Genomic DNA, 16,154 nt, shown 5'->3' with positions numbered 1-16,154 from the left:
CTCATGGAGCACGGCGTCGAGCGCCGTGACGCCCCGTCCGTCCGCGGGCGGGCCGCGTCACGCACGCGCCGAACACTTCGCGCCGCCACCGCTGTCGACCGCCGAAGTCATGCGGTCAGCAGCGGTGGCGGGTGGCGGTGCTGCCGGATACCGATCGGAATCGGTCGCCGCCCTGCCTGCCGGGTCGCGGAACGGAGGTTCCGCCGGGATCAGACCAGCGGGACCGGGTAGGTCGGGTACTCCACGCCGGACACGTGCTGGACGACGCGGATGACCTGGCAGGAGTAGCCGAACTCGTTGTCGTACCACAGGTAGAGGATCGCGTTGTCGCCCTCGACCTTGGTGGCGCCCGCATCGACGATCGAGGCGTGCCGCGAGCCGATGAAGTCGCTCGACACCGCGTCGGGGGCGGTGGTGAAGTCGATCTGGCGCTTGAGCGGCGAGGTCAGCGACACATTGCGGAGGTAGTCGAGGACCTCTTCGCGGGTGGCCTCGCGGCCGAGTCGCAGGCTGAGGATCGCGATCGAGACGTCCGGCACCGGGACGCGGATCGAGCTGCCCGTGATCGGCGCATCGAGCTCGGGCAGCGCCTTGGCGACGGCGGACGCGGCACCGGTCTCGGTGATGACCATGTTGAGCGGCGCCGAGCGGCCGCGTCGGTCGGCCTTGTGGTAGTTGTCCAGCAGGTTCTGGTCGTTGGTGAACGAGTGGACGGTCTCCACGTGGCCGCGGAGCACGCCGTATTCGTCCGCCATCGCCTTCAGCGGCGGGACGATCGCGTTGGTGGTGCAGGAAGCGCAGGACAGGATCTGCTCGTCCGGCTTGATGGCATCGTGGTTGACGCCGTGCACGATGTTGGGGACGTCGCCCTTGCCCGGAGCGGTCAGGACGACCTTGTCGATGCCGGGGCGCAGGTGCTGCGACAGGCCTTCGCGGTCGCGCCACTTGCCGGTGTTGTCGATGAGGATGGCGTCCTTGATGCCGTACGCCGTGTAGTCGACCTCCGACGGGTCGTTGGCGTAGATCACCTTGATCTCGTTGCCGTTGGCGACGATGGTGCTGGTCGCCTCGTCGACGGTGATCGTGCCCTGGAACTGGCCGTGGATCGAGTCGCGGCGCAGCAGCGAGGCACGCTTGACGAGATCCTCGTCGGCCCGGCCGCCGCCCCCGCGGACGACGATGGCGCGCAGCCGCAGCCCGTTGCCGGAGCCGGCCTTCTCGATGAGCAGGCGGGCGACGAGGCGGCCGATGCGGCCGAAGCCGTAGAGGACGACGTCGCGCCCCTGGGGGCTCTCGATCTTGTTGGCACCCGTGGCGCCGGCGACGGCCTCGGCAGTGAACTCCTCTACCGAGAGACCGCGGTCGTCGGTCTTGAAGGTCGCGGCGAGCATGCCGATGTCGATCTGGGAAGGGCCGAGATCCAGCGTGGTGAGAGCCTGCAGGAAGGGCATGGTCTCGGTGACCGAGAGCTCCTCACCGGCGATCTGCCGGGCGAATCGGTGGGTCTTGAGGATGCTGACCACCGACTTGTTCACCAGGGAGCGGCTGTGCAGCAGGACCGTCACGTCCCGCTCCCGGTGCATCTTCCCGATGATCGGGATCATCGACTCCGCGATCTCCTCGCGGTTGTTCCAACTGGTGAACGAGTCGTCATTGACAGTCACAGATTTATCTTTCGAGCTAGGCGGCGCTCATATGCTAACCCGCCGCCTTTTTGATCAATCAAACGGTGCCGCCCGAGCGGGGAGCTGCATGAATATCTTCCACTTTGAGTTGATTTAGCACGATCTCAGGTCGTCAGGTGACCGGCCCCTCCGAGACCAGCGCCGCCGGCCAGGGCGCGGCCTGTTCCAGTTGCGCGGCCAGGGAGAGCAGCAGCCCCTCGCCCCCGAGGTCGGCGGCGAACTGGACGCCCAGCGGCAGCCCGTCGGCGTCCCGGCCGAGGGGGACGGACATCGCCGGCATGCCGGTGACGTTGTGGACGCTGGTGAACGCGGAGTAGACCGAGGCGTGTTCGTAGATCGATTCCGGCCGGGCGGTGTCGAGCGTGCCGAGCCGGGGCGTCGGCCGGGCGAGCGTCGGGCTCAGCAGCACGTCGTACGTCGTGAACGCGGCGCCGACCGCCCAGCCGATCTCCTGCATGCGTCCGAGGGCCCGGCTGACGTCCGCGGCGGTGAGGGCCCGGTAGCTGTCGTAGAGCACCCGTGTGAACGGTTCGAGGTCGTCGTCGGCCAGCGGCCGGCCGAGCTGTTCGAGGCGGGCGTCGATCTGTGCGACCAAGCCGCTGCCCATCAGCACGGCCGAGGCACCGGCGACGTCCCCCGGCCGGTAGGCGGCCGTCGCCTCCCCGACCTCGTGTCCGAGGCTCTCGCACAGCCGTGCCGCCGCGATCACGGCGGCGGCCGACTCCTGATGCACCTGGGGGCCGTCCGGCAGTGTGGTGACCAGTCCGATCCGCAGACGTCCGGGCTCCCGCCGTGCGAGGGCGGCGAAGGAGTCGGCCGGCGTGGGGGCGGCGTAGGCGTCCCCCGGGAGCGGTCCCGCGGCGATGTCGAGGAGCAGGGCGCTGTCCCGCACCGTGGTGGTGACGGCGTGATGCGCGGAGACCAGCCCCGACAACGTGGTGGGCCGCGGTGCGGGGGACACCCGGCCGCGGCTGGGCTTGAGACCGAACAGACCACAGGCCGCCGATGGGATGCGGATGGACCCTCCGCCGTCGCTGGCGTGCGCGACCGGGACCATCCCCGAAGCCACCGCGGCGGCCGACCCGCCACTGGAGCCGCCCGGCGAGTGCCCGGTGCTCCACGGATTGCGGGTCGGGCCGAACAACGCCGGCTCGGTACTGGCGTTGAGCCCCAGTTCGGGGGTGTTGGTGGTGCCGAGCACGACCATCCCGGCGCGCCGGTACCGGGCCACGAGCTCGCTGTCACGGGCGGCCAGGCCCTCGGCGAAGAGGCGGCTGCCGCCGGTCGCGGGCAGGCCGGCGACGTCCGTGCCGAGATCCTTGATCAGGACCGGTACGCCGCGCAGCGGCCCGTCGGGCAACCCCGCGTCGACCTCCTCCAGGGCCCGGTCGAACCGGGTGTGGATCACCGCGTTGTACTCGGGGTTGAGCCGCTCGATGCGGGCGATCGCGTCCTCCACGACGGCGCGGGCGTCCACCTCACCGCTCCTGACCGCCGCCGCGGTCCTCACGGCGTCCCAACTGCCGGTCATCGGCCCCTCCTCAGCTGTGTTTGTCCGAGCCCTCGCGCTCGCTGGTCAGGACGCCCGTCCCCGGGCGGCGCTCCTCACGACACGTAACCGGCGGGCCTGCCCCAGTCCTGACGCCGGGTGGTGCTGCGGTCGACCAGGACGCAGCGGGTGCCGGTGAAGTTGGTCGGCATGCACTTGTTGCAGTGGATGCACAGGGACGGGGTGGTGGCGTCGGCCTGGATCCGGTTCACCAGGTCGGGCTCCCGCAGCAGCGCCCGGGCCATCGCCACGAACTCGAAGCCCTCCCGCATCGCGAGGTCCATGACCGGCTTGCCGGTGATCCCGCCGAGCAGGATCATCGGTAGTTTCACCGCGGCCCGGATCTGGCGGGCGTCCTCCAGCAGATAGGCGTCGGTGTAGGGGTAGCTGCGCAGCTTCTGCTTGCCGACCAGCTTGACGCCGAGCTTGATCGGCTGCGGCATGACGTCGGCGAACTCCTTGAGCGGTGCGTCGCCCTTGAAGAGGTACATCGGGTTGAGCAGCGAGCTTCCGGCGGTCATCTCCAGGGCGTCGACGGTGCCGTCCTGTTCGAGCCACTGGGCCACCGGAATCGCCTCGTCGAGCCAGAATCCGCCGGGCACGCCGTCGTCCATGTTCATCTTGGCGATGATCGCGATGCGGTCGCCGACCGCGTCGCGGACCGCCCGCATGATCTCCCGGGCGAACCGGGCACGGTTCTCCAGGTTGCCGCCGTAGGTGTCCGTGCGCTTGTTGATCCGGGGGCTGAGGAACGAGCTGGCCAGGTAGTTGTGGCCCAGGTGCACCTCGACGGCGTCGAAACCGGCCTGGATGGCGCGGCGGGCGGCCTCGGCGTGGGCCTCGGTGATGCGCGCGATGTCGTCGAGCGTCGTCTCCTTGGCCCAGCTCAGCGTCGTGGCGTGGAAGTGCTTCGTCGGTGCCAGGGCCGGCAGGCCGTTCCCCTTGGGGCTGGCGACGGGACCGCCGTGGCCGATCTGGGCCGAGACCGCGGCGCCCTCGGCGTGCACTGCGTCGGTGAGCTTGCGCAGGCCGGGCATCGCCTCGTCGGTCCAGTGGATCTGGTGCCGGTCGGTGCGTCCTTCCCGGGCGACCGCGCAGTAGGCCACGGTCGTCATGCCGACGCCGCCGCGGGCGTAGGCGACGTGGAAGTCCACCAGGTCCCGCGTGACCAGGGACTTGTGGCTGAGACCTTCGTACGTCGCGGCCTTGATGATCCGGTTGCGCAGCCGGACCGGCCCCAGGGTGGCGGGGGCGAGGACCTCGGGGGCCTCGGCGGCCCCGGTGGTCTCGGTGTTCGTCACTTGGTGTTCCTCCTTGAGTCGACGTGATGGCAGGCGACCCGGTGCCCGGGCCCGATCTCCCGCAGTCGGGGCACCTCGTCCGCGCACAGGCCGGTGGTGAGCGGACACCGGGTACGGAACCGGCAACCCGATGGCGGGTCGAGCGGCGAGGGCAGCTCGGCCGCCGCCTTCACCTCGACCGCGTCGCCGGTGCGGGCACTGCGCTGGGCCTCGGGAAGGGACGCGAGCAGAAGGCGGGTGTAGGGGTGGACGGCTTCCAGGTGCATCCCGTCCGACGGCAGGACCTCACACGTCCTGCCGAGGTACATCACCATCACCCGGTCACTGATGTTCTTCACGACGGAGACGTCGTGGGCGATGAACACCATGCTCAGACCGTGGCGTCGGGTGGTCGTTTCGAGCAGGTTGAGGATCTGGGCCTGCACGGACACATCCAGGCTGGAGACGGGTTCGTCGCAGATCAGGACCTCCGGGTCCAGCATCAGCGCGCGGGCGATGCACACCCGCTGGCACTGTCCGCCGGAGAGCTCGTGGGGCCGGCGGTCCCGCACGGTCTCCGGGTCCAGTCCGACGGCCCGCAGCGCCTCGTCGACCCTGGCGTCCTTGTCGGAGCCGTCGTGTCCCCAGATGGCGGGGCCCTCCCACACCAGGTCCTTCACCTTCCGGCGCGGGTTCAGCGCGGAAACCGGGTCCTGCATGATGATCTGCATCCGGGCCCGTGCCTTGCGCAGTTCCTCCGGCCGGAGCCCGCCGAGCCGGACGTCCCCGAGACTGACGGTGCCCGAATCGGGGGGCGGGAGCTGGATCAGGGCGCGGCCGACGGTGGACTTTCCGCAGCCGGACTCACCGAGGATCCCCAGCGTCTCCCCCGCCGCCAGTTCGAGGTCGACCCCGGAGACGGCGTGCACCTTCTGACCGCCGCCGACCGGGAACTCCACGACCAGGTTCTCGGCGGTGAGCGCGCGCCGCCGCGGCGTCTCCACGACGGCACCGTTCGCGGTCATACCGTGGCCTCCTCGGCGGTGGCAACACCCAGCGGGTAGTGGCAGGCGACGACGCCGACGCCGTCGGCGCGTTTGTGCGGGACGAGCTCGGGGGCCTCGTCCGCGCACCGGTCGGTGGCGAAGCCGCACCGTGCGGCGAAGCGGCAGCCGGCCGGCGGACACAGCAGGTTCGGGGGCCGGCCCTCGATGGTCGGCAACAGGGTGTGCGGGGGCGTGTCCAGCTGCGGGATCGAGGCGATCAGGGCCTGGCTGTACGGGTGCCGGGGGCTCTCGAACACCGACGCGGTGTCGGAGTGCTCGACGATGCGGCCGGCGTACATCACCGCGACCCGGTCCGCCCGTCCGGCGACGGTGCCGAGGTCGTGGCTGATCAGGATCGTCGCCATGCGCAGCTGCTCGCCGAGCGCCTGCAGCAGGTCGAGGATCTGCTTCTGGACCGTGACGTCGAGTGCCGTGGTCGGCTCGTCGGCGATGAGCAGGCGCGGACCGCAGGCCAGCGCCATCGCGATGACGACCCGCTGCCGCATGCCGCCGGAGAGTTCGTGCGGGTACTGCCCGGCCCGCCGGGAGGGTTCGGGGATGCCGACCTGCCGGAGCAGGTCGACGGCCCGGTCCCGGGCTTCGGCGCGGCTCAGGCCGAGGTGGAGGCGCACGCTCTCGGACAGGTGCGTGCCGACCTTCTTCACCGGGTTCAGCGAGGTCATCGGGTCCTGGAAGACCATGGCCACCTCGGTGCCCCACAGCCCACGCCGCCGCTGCGGCGTGAGCGCGTGGACGTCCCTGCCGCCGATGAGCACGGATCCGGAGACCGAGGTGGCGGGCCCGTTGCTGATCAGGCCCATGACGGTGCGTCCGAGGACGGACTTGCCCGATCCGGACTCCCCGACGATGCCGAGGGTCTCCCCCGGGGACAGGGACAGTGAGACGCCGTCCACGGCCCGCATCTCTCCGCGCGGCGTGTGGAAGACCGTGCGCAGGTCGGTGACGTCGAGCAGGGGTGGGGTGGTCACAGCTTCACGCTCCGGGGGTCCCACCGCCGGCGAGCCTTCTCACCGACGATGTTGAAGGCGAAAACGGTGAGGAACAGGAAGGCCCCGGGCACCAGCACGATGTGCGGATGGTCCTCGAAGACGTTCCCCTCACCCTCGGCGATCATGTTTCCCCAGGTCGGCTCGGGCGGCTGGATGCCCAGACCGAGGAAGCTGAGGGATGCCTCGGCGACGATCAGGACCGAGATCATCACGATGGCAAGGGACATGATCGGCAGCAGTACGTTGGGCAGCAGCTCGCGCACCATGATGCGCGAATGCTTCGCGCCCATCGCGCGTGCCGCGACAACGAACTCCCTGTTGGTGTAGGCCACCGTGGTGGCGCGGCTGAGCCGCACCATGCCCGGGACCGTGAGCAGGGCCAGACAGAGCGCGACGTTGCGCAGGCTCGGCTCCAGCACGGTCGCCAGCGCGATGAGCAGGATGAGCGGGGGCACGGCGAGCAGCGAGTTGGTCGCGATGGCGACCACCCGGTCCACCGTCTTCTGGAAGTAGCCGGCCACCAGCCCGATCACGGCGCCGACGACGGTACCGACGAGGACCGCGGACAGGGAGATCAGCAGCGAGGACCGGGCGCCGTAGAGGGACCGGGCGAGCAGGTCGAGCCCGAAACCGTTGGTGCCGAGCGGGTGGGGTCCGGTGAACGCCGGGGTCGCGAAGGTCGGTTCGGTGACGGTGGCCGCCACGTCCCGGTCCTCGGCGAGCGACAGCCAGGGCGTGAGGAGGATCGCCAGGCCGAGCAGGACGAGCCAGCTCGCGGCGGACCAGAACACCACGTCGAATCCGGGCCCGGCCCAGGCCTTGCCCAGGCGTGAGACACCGTTCAGCAGCAGGCCGAGGCCTGTCAGCGCCAGCGCCGCCTTCACGGGTGCGATCAGTGTGGTGGTCGTGGCACCGAACACCGTCAGGCCGAGGCCGATGACGACGAGCGCCACCGCGGGCAGCAGGGGCAGCGGGTAGGCGGTCCGCGTGCGCGGAGCGATGTCAGACATGAACACGTCGCGTCCTTGGGTCGAGACAGCCGTAGGAGAAGTCGATGGCGGCGTTGATCACCACGTAGATGGCGGCGATGACGAGTACGGCGCCCTGCACCATCGGGTAGTCGCCCTGGTTCGCGGCGTTGACCACGAGGGACCCCATGCCGGGCAGGGAGAAGAGGTACTCCACGATCACGGTGCTGCCGATCAGCCGGCCCAGGCTCAGGCCGAGCAGGGTCACCAGGGAGAACGACGAGGGGCGCAGGGCGTCGGAGACCAGGATGCGCAGCGGCGCCATCCCTTTGGCCCGGGCCGCGAGGATGTACTCCTCGCGCAGGGTGACGATCAGGTCCCCGCGCAGGACCCGGGTGAACATCGCGAGCTCCGCCAGGGCGACGGTCAGTGCCGGGAGGAAGGCGTGGTGCAGATTGCCCAGCAGGTCCCCGTCGCCCAGCCGCACCCATTCGGAACGCGGGAACCAGCCGAGCGAGGTGACCATCACCAGGACCAGCAGGAGTCCGGCCAGGAAACTGGGCACCGACAGCACGCCGAACGTGCCGGCACTGATGATCCGGTCGGCCCGGCCGCCTTCGCGGTAGGCCGACCACATGGCCAGCGGGACGGCGACGACGAGCGCGATCAACAGCCCCAGCACGGCGATCTCGACGCTCACGGGCAGCGCGGAGACAACCCGTGAGGCCACCTCGCTCCGGGGCGGTACGACCGACCGGCCCAGGTCCCCGTGGAGGACGCCCCCCAGCCAGTCGAAGTAGCGGGTGAGGAGCGGCTGGTCGAGGCCTAGTTCGTGGCGCAGATCGGCGTAGTCCGAGGGCGGGTGCCCGGCTCCGAGGATGTCGACCGCGGGGTCACCGGGCAGCAGGGTCACCAGGGAGAAGACCCCGATGCTCACGATGAGCAGTACGCCCACCAGTTCGGCGGCCCTCAGGGCCAGCCTGCACACCGCGGCAAGACTCATGCTTCCTCCTGATCTGCGTGGTGCCCGCGGGTCGGCCGATGGGAGCCGCGCCACATCGAGGTGACGCCTGGGCCTCTCGTTCGGATCGCGCCGGGCTCGCGTGCCCCTGCACCGCGCCTCGCCGCGTGGTCGTCGGTCGCCGTGGCTCCTTCCCCGAGCTCTCGGCTTCGCTCGAGCAGGGGAGACCCCATCTGCCTCTTTCCTCCGCCTTGCGATGCACGGCATCGGACCCCGCTCCCTGCTCCGGCCTGATCCGAACAAAGGACCTTAGGGGCGGGGCGGCCGGCGGGCCGGGTCGCGTCCCGGTGACCGGGATCCTGTGGCGGTAGCCCGGTCAGGGACCGTCCGCCGGGCCCGGGCCGGCCGTCGTCGACGGGTGCATCGGTGGTACGGGCGGGCCGCGAGGCCGTCGTGGCCTCGCCCGCCGCCCACTTGCGCGGCGTGGGGATCACTTGCTGATCCACGCCTCGCCGAACAGCGCCATGTACTCCTCGGTGGGCACGATGCCGTGCACGTTCTTGCCCCAGGCCGTGAACCCCGCGCTGGCGCCCAGATTCGCCAGCGGAACCTTGTCGTTGACGAGGGTCTGGACGCCGTCGAGGGCCTTCTGCGTCTGCTCATCGGTCACCGCTGCGTGCAACTCCGCGAGCAACGCGTCCATCTTCGGGTCGGCGTAGCCTCCGGGGTTCCCGAAGCTCTTCGAGTTCAGGACGCTCTGGAGGCGGTGGTACGGGTTGCCCTCGGAGACGCTGAGTGCGCCACGGCTGAGGTCGAAGTCGTGGTCGACGTAGGTCTTCTTGACCCGGTCCGCGATCGAGGCCTCGAGGTCGAGCTTCACCGTGAACCCGACGCGTTCGAGCATGGCCTTGAGGGTGACCGCCTTGGCCCGGGAGACGGGGTCGGTGCCGTCCATGTAGCTGACGGCGCCGTCGAAGCCGTCCTTCTTCGCCTCCGTCACGAGCTTCTTCGCCTCGTCGAGGTCGACGCCGAGGGGCTTCACCGTCGAGTGCCACTGCGACTCGGGCGGGAACAGCTCCTTGCCCGGAAGGCCCTTGCCGTTGTAGCTCCGCTGGGCATCGAGTTGCGGGTCGAGGGCCAGGGCGATCGCCTTGCGCACCCGGACGTCGTGCCCGGGGCGGCCCGCACGGCTGTTGATGTTGATCACATTGCCCATGGCGGTCAGCGTCAACTCGCCCGGGTGGCCCTGCTTGACGGCCTTGTCGACCACGTCGGGGCCGCGCATGTAGGTCACGTCCGCGGTGCCGTCGTCGAGGGCGTCGAGCTTGGCCTCGTCCGACTGCGGCCAGTAGAACCGGAGCGCGTCGAGGTGCGGCCTGCCCTTCCAGTACTTCGTGTTGGCCTTGAGGATCATCTCCTCCTGGGGCGCGTACCGGTCGAGCGTGAAGGGACCGGCGCCGATCGGCTTGAACTCCTTGCCCGCGTAGGCGGCCGGGGCCACGATCATGCCGGCGGCCTGGGCGAGCATCGCCGGGAACTTGGCCCAGGAGGTGCGCATGGTGAAGACCACGGTGAGGTCGTCGGCCGCCTTCATCCCGGCGATGTTCGGCGCGAGCAGCGCGGTGTCCGCGCCCTTGTTCTTCTGGTACCAGGTGATGCTGTCGACGACGGCTTTCGCGTTCAGCGGCGTGCCGTCGGAGAAGCTGACGCCCTTGCGGAGCTTGAGCGTCCAGGTCGTGGCGTCCTTGTTGCTCTCCAGCGACCGGGCGAGCCAGGGCTCGTACTTCTTGGTCTCGGTGTTGTAGCGCACCAGCACGTCGTAGACGGCCGCCATCGCGGAGCCACCCGAAGCACCCGTGGCGTAGGTGACCGCCGGGCTGAGACTGCGGGCCTCGGCGTAGTCGGCGAAGTTCAGCGTGCCACCGCGGACCGGCTCCCCCGCGTCGGGCTGCTTGCCGACAAGCCCGAACCGGTAGCGGCCGCGCTCGGCCGCCGTGTCCTTGCCGCTGCCGCTGTCGTCAGAGGACGCGCACGCCGAAGTGAGCATCGCTCCGGCAATCAGGGCGACCGCGAGGCGGGTGCGAACCCGTGGTGCTCGCTTCATTTCTTCCTCCATTTTTCGGGTGGAGCGGAGAGCGGGGAGCAGATCGGGGTGGGGGTGGAGTGGGGGGAGGCTACGGTTCGCGAAATCCGCCCGACGTGACGCATCCCACTCACCGGGAACCGTCGGAAGCGGCGCTGCCGGCACATCGGAATCAGGGGTTCCGGTGTGCCGGCTCGACGGTGTCGCCGGACCTCGGTCCGGCCGGCCCGTGGGCCCGGGTCAGCCGTCGAGTTCGATGTCGACGCGCGCGATGGTCCCGCCCCGGAACGGATTGATCACCGGGTGATCGCCGACCGGGGAACCGGTGTTGAGACCGATCAGGAGCGGCCCACCATGCGCGGGGCCTGGCTCTGCGGGATCCCGACGGTGCCGGCGTGGAAGGTGAAGCTGGTGCGGTCCTCGACCAGGTTGGGCATCGGGGTGCGCGAGACCCGGGCGTCGTGGAGGGGCAGGATCCCGACCTGTTCGGCGTGCTCGGTGAAGAGCGCGGTCAGTTCGGCCGGCCGCTCGGGTGCCCGTTGCGCAAGGTCGTGCGCCTGGCTGAAGTCGGAGCGCAGGTCGTAGAGCTCCCACGCGTCGTCCTCGAACGGCCGGGACGTACCGGGGCGTCCCACCGTCCACGGCACGCCATCATCGCGGCGCGCTCCGCGCCGGTGGACGCGCGGCGGGCCGAGCTCGTGGCACGGGCGCAGGTCGCCACTCCCCCTCCGGACCTGCGGACCCTGGTCACCCTGCTCGTCCGGCCGCGGGGCGAGACCATCGAGGGCGCCGGGGGCAGCGCGTACTGCCTGCGCTTCCTGGCGCGGGCCCTCGACGAGCCGTCCGTGCGCGCGGCCTGGCGCGACACCGCCACCGCCCCCGCCTCGGTCCATCTCGTGCACCGCCGGATCCATGCCCTGCTCAGGGATCTCCCCCACGACGACGTCGAGCGCCGCCTGGAGTGGTCCGCGATGGTCAGCCTGCGTCTGCTCGCGGAGCACGAGCGCCGTCACCACGACGGCGGGTCGGGCCCCGGGGCGCTCGCCCGGACCGTGCGGGAACTGGTGGAGATGCAGGTCGCGCTGCTCCGGTGCCCGACCGGGCCGTCGTCAGCGGTTCCCGAATAGTCGTGGCGAGGTGTCCCATTGACCGGAACCACACGGGCGCCGGAGGCCGCACTCTGGCCGACACTGACACGACCGCGATCCCAGTGGAGTCCCGATGCCCCCGGAGGAGTCCCGATGACCAGCGACACCGACGCCCGCTCCGACGCCCTCGCCGTGATGGCCGGGCTCACCGGCCCCGGTGGCCGGTTCGAACTCGCCGAGGACGACGTCCTGGGCACCCGTCTCCCGGTCTTCACCCATCGCCACCGTGCTCTGCACGAAGTGCTCCACGAGTCCGTCCGCTTCGCCGACCGGGAGTACGTCGTCACGGCGGACCGAAGGCTGACGTTCGCCGAGCACGCCGCTCAGGTGGCCTCGCTGGCACGGGTACTGCGCGAGGAGCACGGCGTCGCCAAGGGCGACCGGGTCGCCATCGCCGCCGCCAACTCGGTCGAGTGGATCCAGACGTTCTGGGCCACGGTGTCGATCGGCGCCGTGGTGGTCGGTTTCAACGCGTGGTGGTCGGCGCGCGAGCTGGAGTACGGCATCGGGCACGCGGCCCCCTCCCTGGTCGTGGCCGACGCCAAGCGGGCCGCCCTGCTCGCCGGTGTCGAAGTGCCGGTGCTCTCGGTCACGGAGGACATTCCCCGCTTCGCCACCGCGTACGACGACGGGCCACTGCCCTCCGTGGACGTCGCCGAGGACAACCCGGCCGTCATCCTCTACACCTCCGGCACCTCCGGCCGCCCCAAGGGCGCGGTCCATACCCACCGCAACCTGCTGTCCGTCGTGGAGTACCACCGGCTGAACGACGCCCTGCTGAAGGCGTTGGGCGAGCCGCTGGACCCGATGGACCGCGTCCATCTGCTCGCCCTGCCGCTGTTCCACATCGCCGGCCTGCACAACCTGGTCGTGCCGCGCCTGGCGACGGGCAGCAAGATCGCCCTGTACGAAGGCGCCTTCGACGCGGATGCCGTGCTGCGCATGGTGGAGCGTGAGCGGATCACGAACTGGGGCGCCGTCCCCACGATGGCCAACCGGCTCCTGGAACACGGCGACATCAGCGGGTACGACACGTCCTCGCTGACCGCGTTCTCGCTGGCCTCCGCACCCTCCTCACCCCGGTTCAAGGAGCGCCTGCGCGAGCAACTGCCCTTCGCGAAGGACTCACTCGTGGACAGTTACGGCCTGACCGAGTCCTGTACCGCCATCGCCGTGGCCACCTCCCAGGACCTCGCGGAGGCACCCGGATCGCTCGGCCGACCGGTCACCGGTGTCCAGTTGGAGATCCGCGATCCCCTCGGCGAAGTGCTTCCCGAGGGGGAGGAGGGCGAGGTGTGCGTACGCAGCGCCTTCAACATGCTGGGCTACTGGGACGACGAGGAGGCCACCGGGAACGCGATCGGCGAGGACCGCTGGCTGCGCACCGGCGACATCGGCCGCCTGCGGGAGGGGCGGCTGTATCTGACCACGCGCCGCTCCGACCTGATCATCCGCGGTGGGGAGAACGTCTACCCCGCTGAGATCGAGGGGGTGCTGAGCGCCCACCCCGACGTCATGGAGTGCATCGTGCTCGGCGCCCCGCACCCCGACCTGGGCCAGGAAGTGGCGGCCGTCGTGGTGACCAGGGCCGGATCCGCGGTCACCGATGAGGCCCTGCGCGCCTACGCCGTCGGCGAGTTGGCCTACTTCAAGGTCCCGACGCGCTGGCGGCTCACCACCGAGAGCCTGCCCCGCAACGCGACCGGCAAGGTGATCCGCGCGTCCGTGCGGCCCTGACGCCTCCGGCGCCGAGGTTCCCCGGGTGTCCCGGTCCCGCACGGTCCGGGACGGCGGGAGGGACCTCGGCGCCGCGGGTGCTCAGAACACCGACGGGCCGCGCAGCGTCACCTCTGCTCCGCCGTCTGTGTAGAGCACCTGCCCGGTGATGTGGGTGTTCTCGGCCGAGGCCAGGAACGCCACCGCCCGGGCCACGGCCTCGGGTTCCATGTAGCCGCCCAGCGGCATCGGGACGGCGGTGTCCATCGCCCGCTTCATCGCCGGATCGTCGAAGAGTCCCGCACTCATCGGGGTGAGCACCACGCCGGGGGCCACCACATTCACCGGGATGCCGGCACCGGCCCACCCCTCGGCGACGGCGGTCCGCCGGGCCCACTGGGCCAGCGCCGACTTCGACGAGGGGTAGAGCTGCCACTCCCGCCCGTCCGCGATCGCCGCCCGGGCATGGATCAGGGCGGTCTCCTCGTCGTCGGCGAGGCAGGCCGCCACGACGGCCGGGTCGGACGGCTGAGTGCCGGAGATGGACCCGATCAGCACCACGCGCGGGGCCGGCGATGCGGCGAGCGCGGGCTGCAGGGCCGTCACGAACCCGGTGCTGCCGAAGTAGTTCACGGTCACCATGGCCTCGCCGGGCACCGAGGTGCCGGCGCAGGTGACCACGGCGTCCACGACTCCGCCGGCCGTCCCCGCCGCGGCCACGGCCGCTGCGGCACGGCCTTCCGGTGTGGCCAGGTCGGCCTCGATCTCCGAGCCCCGCAGGTCGACCCCGATCACACGCTCGCCCCGCGCCCGTAGCAGTGCGGCGAGGGCCGCTCCGATCCCGGAGCCGGCTCCGGTCACGACGACGCAGCGGGTCATGGCATCTCCTCATGTCGAAGGGTCGGGCGTGCGGACCGCCGCCCGACCGGAGCCCGGCGCGGGCCGGCCCGGCTGGGCATCCCGGACCGTTCGTCCGGGACTCGGGTCCGCACCCGACGCTACGGGGAGCGTGCGGGAGCCGGGGGCGGCCGTTCCCAGTGACCGGGAAGCCGACGGCATGGCGGCACGACGGGACAGCGGGACGACAGGACGGCGGGGCAGCGGGACAGCGGAACAGCGAGACGGCAGGACAGCGGGACGGCGGAACAGCGAGACGGCAGGACGGCAGGACGGCGGAAAAGCGGAACAGCGGGATGCGGCGAACGTCTCCCGCCCACCGGGACGAGGCCCGCCCGGTGCCCGCCTCACCGGTTTGGATGTGAGCTCCGTACCGTACGAAAGAGGTGCCCATGCGACTCGGAATCACCAGTCCCGTCGTCACCGCCGTCCCCGGCGCCCACTCCCCCTGGGAGCGCACCGCCGGCATCGAGGAGCTCGGGGCGATCGCCGAGGCCGCGGACCGCTTCGGCTTTCACCACCTGACCTGTTCCGAGCACGTGGCCGTCCCCACCGGCATCGCCGAGCAGCGCGGGGGGATCTACTGGGACCCGCTCGCCACCTTCGGCTACCTCGCCGCCCGCACCCGTCGCATCCGGTTCGCCACTCAGGTCCTGGTGCTCGGCTACCACCATCCGCTGGCCATCGCGAAGCGCTACGGCACCCTCGACCGGATCTCGGGCGGCCGCCTCGTCCTGGGGCTCGGTGTCGGCAGCCTGGAGGAGGAGTTCGCCCTTCTCGGCGCGGCCTTCGAGGGCCGTGGCGCGATCGCCGACGATGCCGTCGCGGCGCTGCGCGCCGGCCTGTCGCAGCGCCAACCGGCCTACCACGGCGCGCACTTCGACTTCGAGGGCTTCATGGTGGAGCCGCATGCCGTGCAGGAGCGGGTACCGCTGTGGATCGGTGGCCGCACGCCGCGCTCGCTGCGCCGCGCCACGACGTACGGCGACGGTTGGGTCCCCTTCGGGCTCCCGCTGGAGAAGCTGCGGGAGATGGTCGACGCGGCCGACCTGCCCGAGGGCTTCGAGGTCGTCCTCAGCGCGGGCCGTCCCCTCGATCCGGCCGGGGCCGGGGAGCATACGGCGGTGGCGCTGCGGAAGGTCGCCGAGGCCGGCGCCACGCTGGCGAGCGTCTCCCTCGCCGCCGGGTCGGCGGCCCACTACGTCGAGCAGGTCGAGGCGTTGGCCGCGATCGCTGCCGATCTCACCTGAACTGCGCGGATCTCCGCCCCCGTTGCGACAAGGAGAAACCATGACGGATGACCGGATCGCCGCGCTCGAGGCACGGCTTCGGCAGTTGGAGGACGAGCGGGCGATCGCCCGCCTGATGGCGTCGTACGGGCCGCTCGTCGACAGCGGGGCGGCGGACGAGGTCGCCGCGCTCTGGGAGCCGGACGGCGTGTACGACATCGACGAGGTCTACCTCGCCGGTCAGGAGCAGATCCGGGCGATGGTGCGCTCCGATGCCCACCGGGGCTGGATCCGAGGAGGTTGCGCGCACGTGGTGGGCCCCCCGCACATCACGGTCGACGGCGACGAGGCGGTCGCGGTGTGCCACTCGCTGATGGTCGTGCACGAGGAGGGCCGGTACGTCGTCCGCCGGGCCACGGCCAACCACTGGCATCTGCGGCGCACCGGGACCGGCTGGCGGGTCGCCACCCGTACCAACCGCATCCTCGACGGGCGCCCCGGCTCCCCCGAACTGCTGCACAACGGGGTGCGGGGCGAGAAGGCACGCGGCTGAACGGACGCGCGTCGATGCCGTCACCGGCC

At 71.1% G+C, this 16,154-nt stretch carries 14 protein-coding genes; 4 read left to right on the top strand and 10 right to left on the bottom strand.

All coding sequences use genetic code 11. From position 1 onward, the window contains the following. Window positions 1-209: 209 nt before the first annotated feature. The 9 genes from ACFU8Q_RS08105 to ACFU8Q_RS08065 form a co-directional block, all read right to left on the bottom strand. Window positions 210-1,664: a glyceraldehyde-3-phosphate dehydrogenase gene (locus ACFU8Q_RS08105; protein WP_384449481.1), complete on the bottom strand. Its 1,455-nt coding sequence runs from the start codon at window positions 1,662-1,664 to the stop codon at window positions 210-212. Between the two features lie 133 nt (window positions 1,665-1,797). Continuing rightward, window positions 1,798-3,216, bottom strand: a complete 1,419-nt coding sequence (locus ACFU8Q_RS08100) for an amidase (protein WP_384449478.1) — start codon at window positions 3,214-3,216, stop codon at window positions 1,798-1,800. Between the two features lie 74 nt (window positions 3,217-3,290). Beyond that, window positions 3,291-4,535 (bottom strand): NADH:flavin oxidoreductase, encoded by a 1,245-nt coding sequence (locus tag ACFU8Q_RS08095; protein WP_384449475.1) that lies wholly within the window; start codon window positions 4,533-4,535, stop codon window positions 3,291-3,293. Continuing rightward, entirely contained in the window at window positions 4,532-5,539 is a 1,008-nt protein-coding gene (locus tag ACFU8Q_RS08090) for an oligopeptide/dipeptide ABC transporter ATP-binding protein (RefSeq protein ID WP_384449472.1), read from the bottom strand. The genes ACFU8Q_RS08095 and ACFU8Q_RS08090 overlap by 4 nt, the downstream gene beginning before the upstream one ends. Beyond that, window positions 5,536-6,549 carry an ABC transporter ATP-binding protein gene (locus ACFU8Q_RS08085; protein ID WP_384449470.1) on the bottom strand — a complete coding sequence of 338 codons (1,014 nt, stop codon included), beginning with the start codon at window positions 6,547-6,549 and terminating at the stop codon, window positions 5,536-5,538. The genes ACFU8Q_RS08090 and ACFU8Q_RS08085 overlap by 4 nt, the downstream gene beginning before the upstream one ends. Then, on the bottom strand, window positions 6,546-7,580 hold the full coding sequence (locus ACFU8Q_RS08080) for an ABC transporter permease (protein WP_384449467.1): 1,035 nt from the start codon (window positions 7,578-7,580) through the stop codon (window positions 6,546-6,548). The genes ACFU8Q_RS08085 and ACFU8Q_RS08080 overlap by 4 nt, the downstream gene beginning before the upstream one ends. Then, window positions 7,573-8,541, bottom strand: a complete 969-nt coding sequence (locus tag ACFU8Q_RS08075; RefSeq protein WP_384449464.1) for an ABC transporter permease — start codon at window positions 8,539-8,541, stop codon at window positions 7,573-7,575. Before ACFU8Q_RS08075 ends, ACFU8Q_RS08080 begins: the two co-directional genes overlap by 8 nt. 448 nt (window positions 8,542-8,989) lie before the next feature. Beyond that, window positions 8,990-10,603 carry an ABC transporter substrate-binding protein gene (locus ACFU8Q_RS08070; RefSeq protein WP_384449462.1) on the bottom strand — a complete coding sequence of 538 codons (1,614 nt, stop codon included), beginning with the start codon at window positions 10,601-10,603 and terminating at the stop codon, window positions 8,990-8,992. Window positions 10,604-10,920: 317 nt separating this feature from the next. After that, window positions 10,921-11,229: a hypothetical protein gene (locus tag ACFU8Q_RS08065; protein WP_384449459.1), complete on the bottom strand. Its 309-nt coding sequence runs from the start codon at window positions 11,227-11,229 to the stop codon at window positions 10,921-10,923. 27 nt (window positions 11,230-11,256) lie between these two features. Between ACFU8Q_RS08065 and ACFU8Q_RS08060 the strand changes: the two genes are divergently transcribed. Both ACFU8Q_RS08060 and ACFU8Q_RS08055 read left to right on the top strand, forming a co-directional pair. Next, window positions 11,257-11,709 carry a hypothetical protein gene (locus tag ACFU8Q_RS08060; RefSeq protein ID WP_384449456.1) on the top strand — a complete coding sequence of 151 codons (453 nt, stop codon included), beginning with the start codon at window positions 11,257-11,259 and terminating at the stop codon, window positions 11,707-11,709. Between the two features lie 114 nt (window positions 11,710-11,823). Further along, window positions 11,824-13,467: a class I adenylate-forming enzyme family protein gene (locus tag ACFU8Q_RS08055; RefSeq protein WP_384449453.1), complete on the top strand. Its 1,644-nt coding sequence runs from the start codon at window positions 11,824-11,826 to the stop codon at window positions 13,465-13,467. Window positions 13,468-13,548: 81 nt separating this feature from the next. Here the strand turns inward: ACFU8Q_RS08055 and ACFU8Q_RS08050 are convergent, their stop codons facing one another. Next, window positions 13,549-14,325, bottom strand: coding sequence for an SDR family oxidoreductase (locus ACFU8Q_RS08050; RefSeq protein WP_384449450.1), 777 nt, complete (start codon window positions 14,323-14,325; stop codon window positions 13,549-13,551). Window positions 14,326-14,735: 410 nt separating this feature from the next. Here ACFU8Q_RS08050 and ACFU8Q_RS08045 point away from each other — a divergent pair, with 410 nt between their 5' ends. Further along, window positions 14,736-15,593 carry an LLM class F420-dependent oxidoreductase gene (locus ACFU8Q_RS08045; RefSeq protein ID WP_384449448.1) on the top strand — a complete coding sequence of 286 codons (858 nt, stop codon included), beginning with the start codon at window positions 14,736-14,738 and terminating at the stop codon, window positions 15,591-15,593. A 40-nt stretch (window positions 15,594-15,633) separates the two neighbouring features. Next, window positions 15,634-16,125, top strand: a complete 492-nt coding sequence (locus tag ACFU8Q_RS08040; RefSeq protein ID WP_384449445.1) for a nuclear transport factor 2 family protein — start codon at window positions 15,634-15,636, stop codon at window positions 16,123-16,125. Window positions 16,126-16,154 lie beyond the last annotated feature (29 nt).

The organism is Streptomyces sp. NPDC057543 (genome assembly GCF_042801895.1).
Taxonomy (GTDB): domain Bacteria; phylum Actinomycetota; class Actinomycetes; order Streptomycetales; family Streptomycetaceae; genus Streptomyces.
Note: the sequence above shows the minus strand (reverse complement) of the source record. Positions and strands in the feature narration are given on the sequence as shown.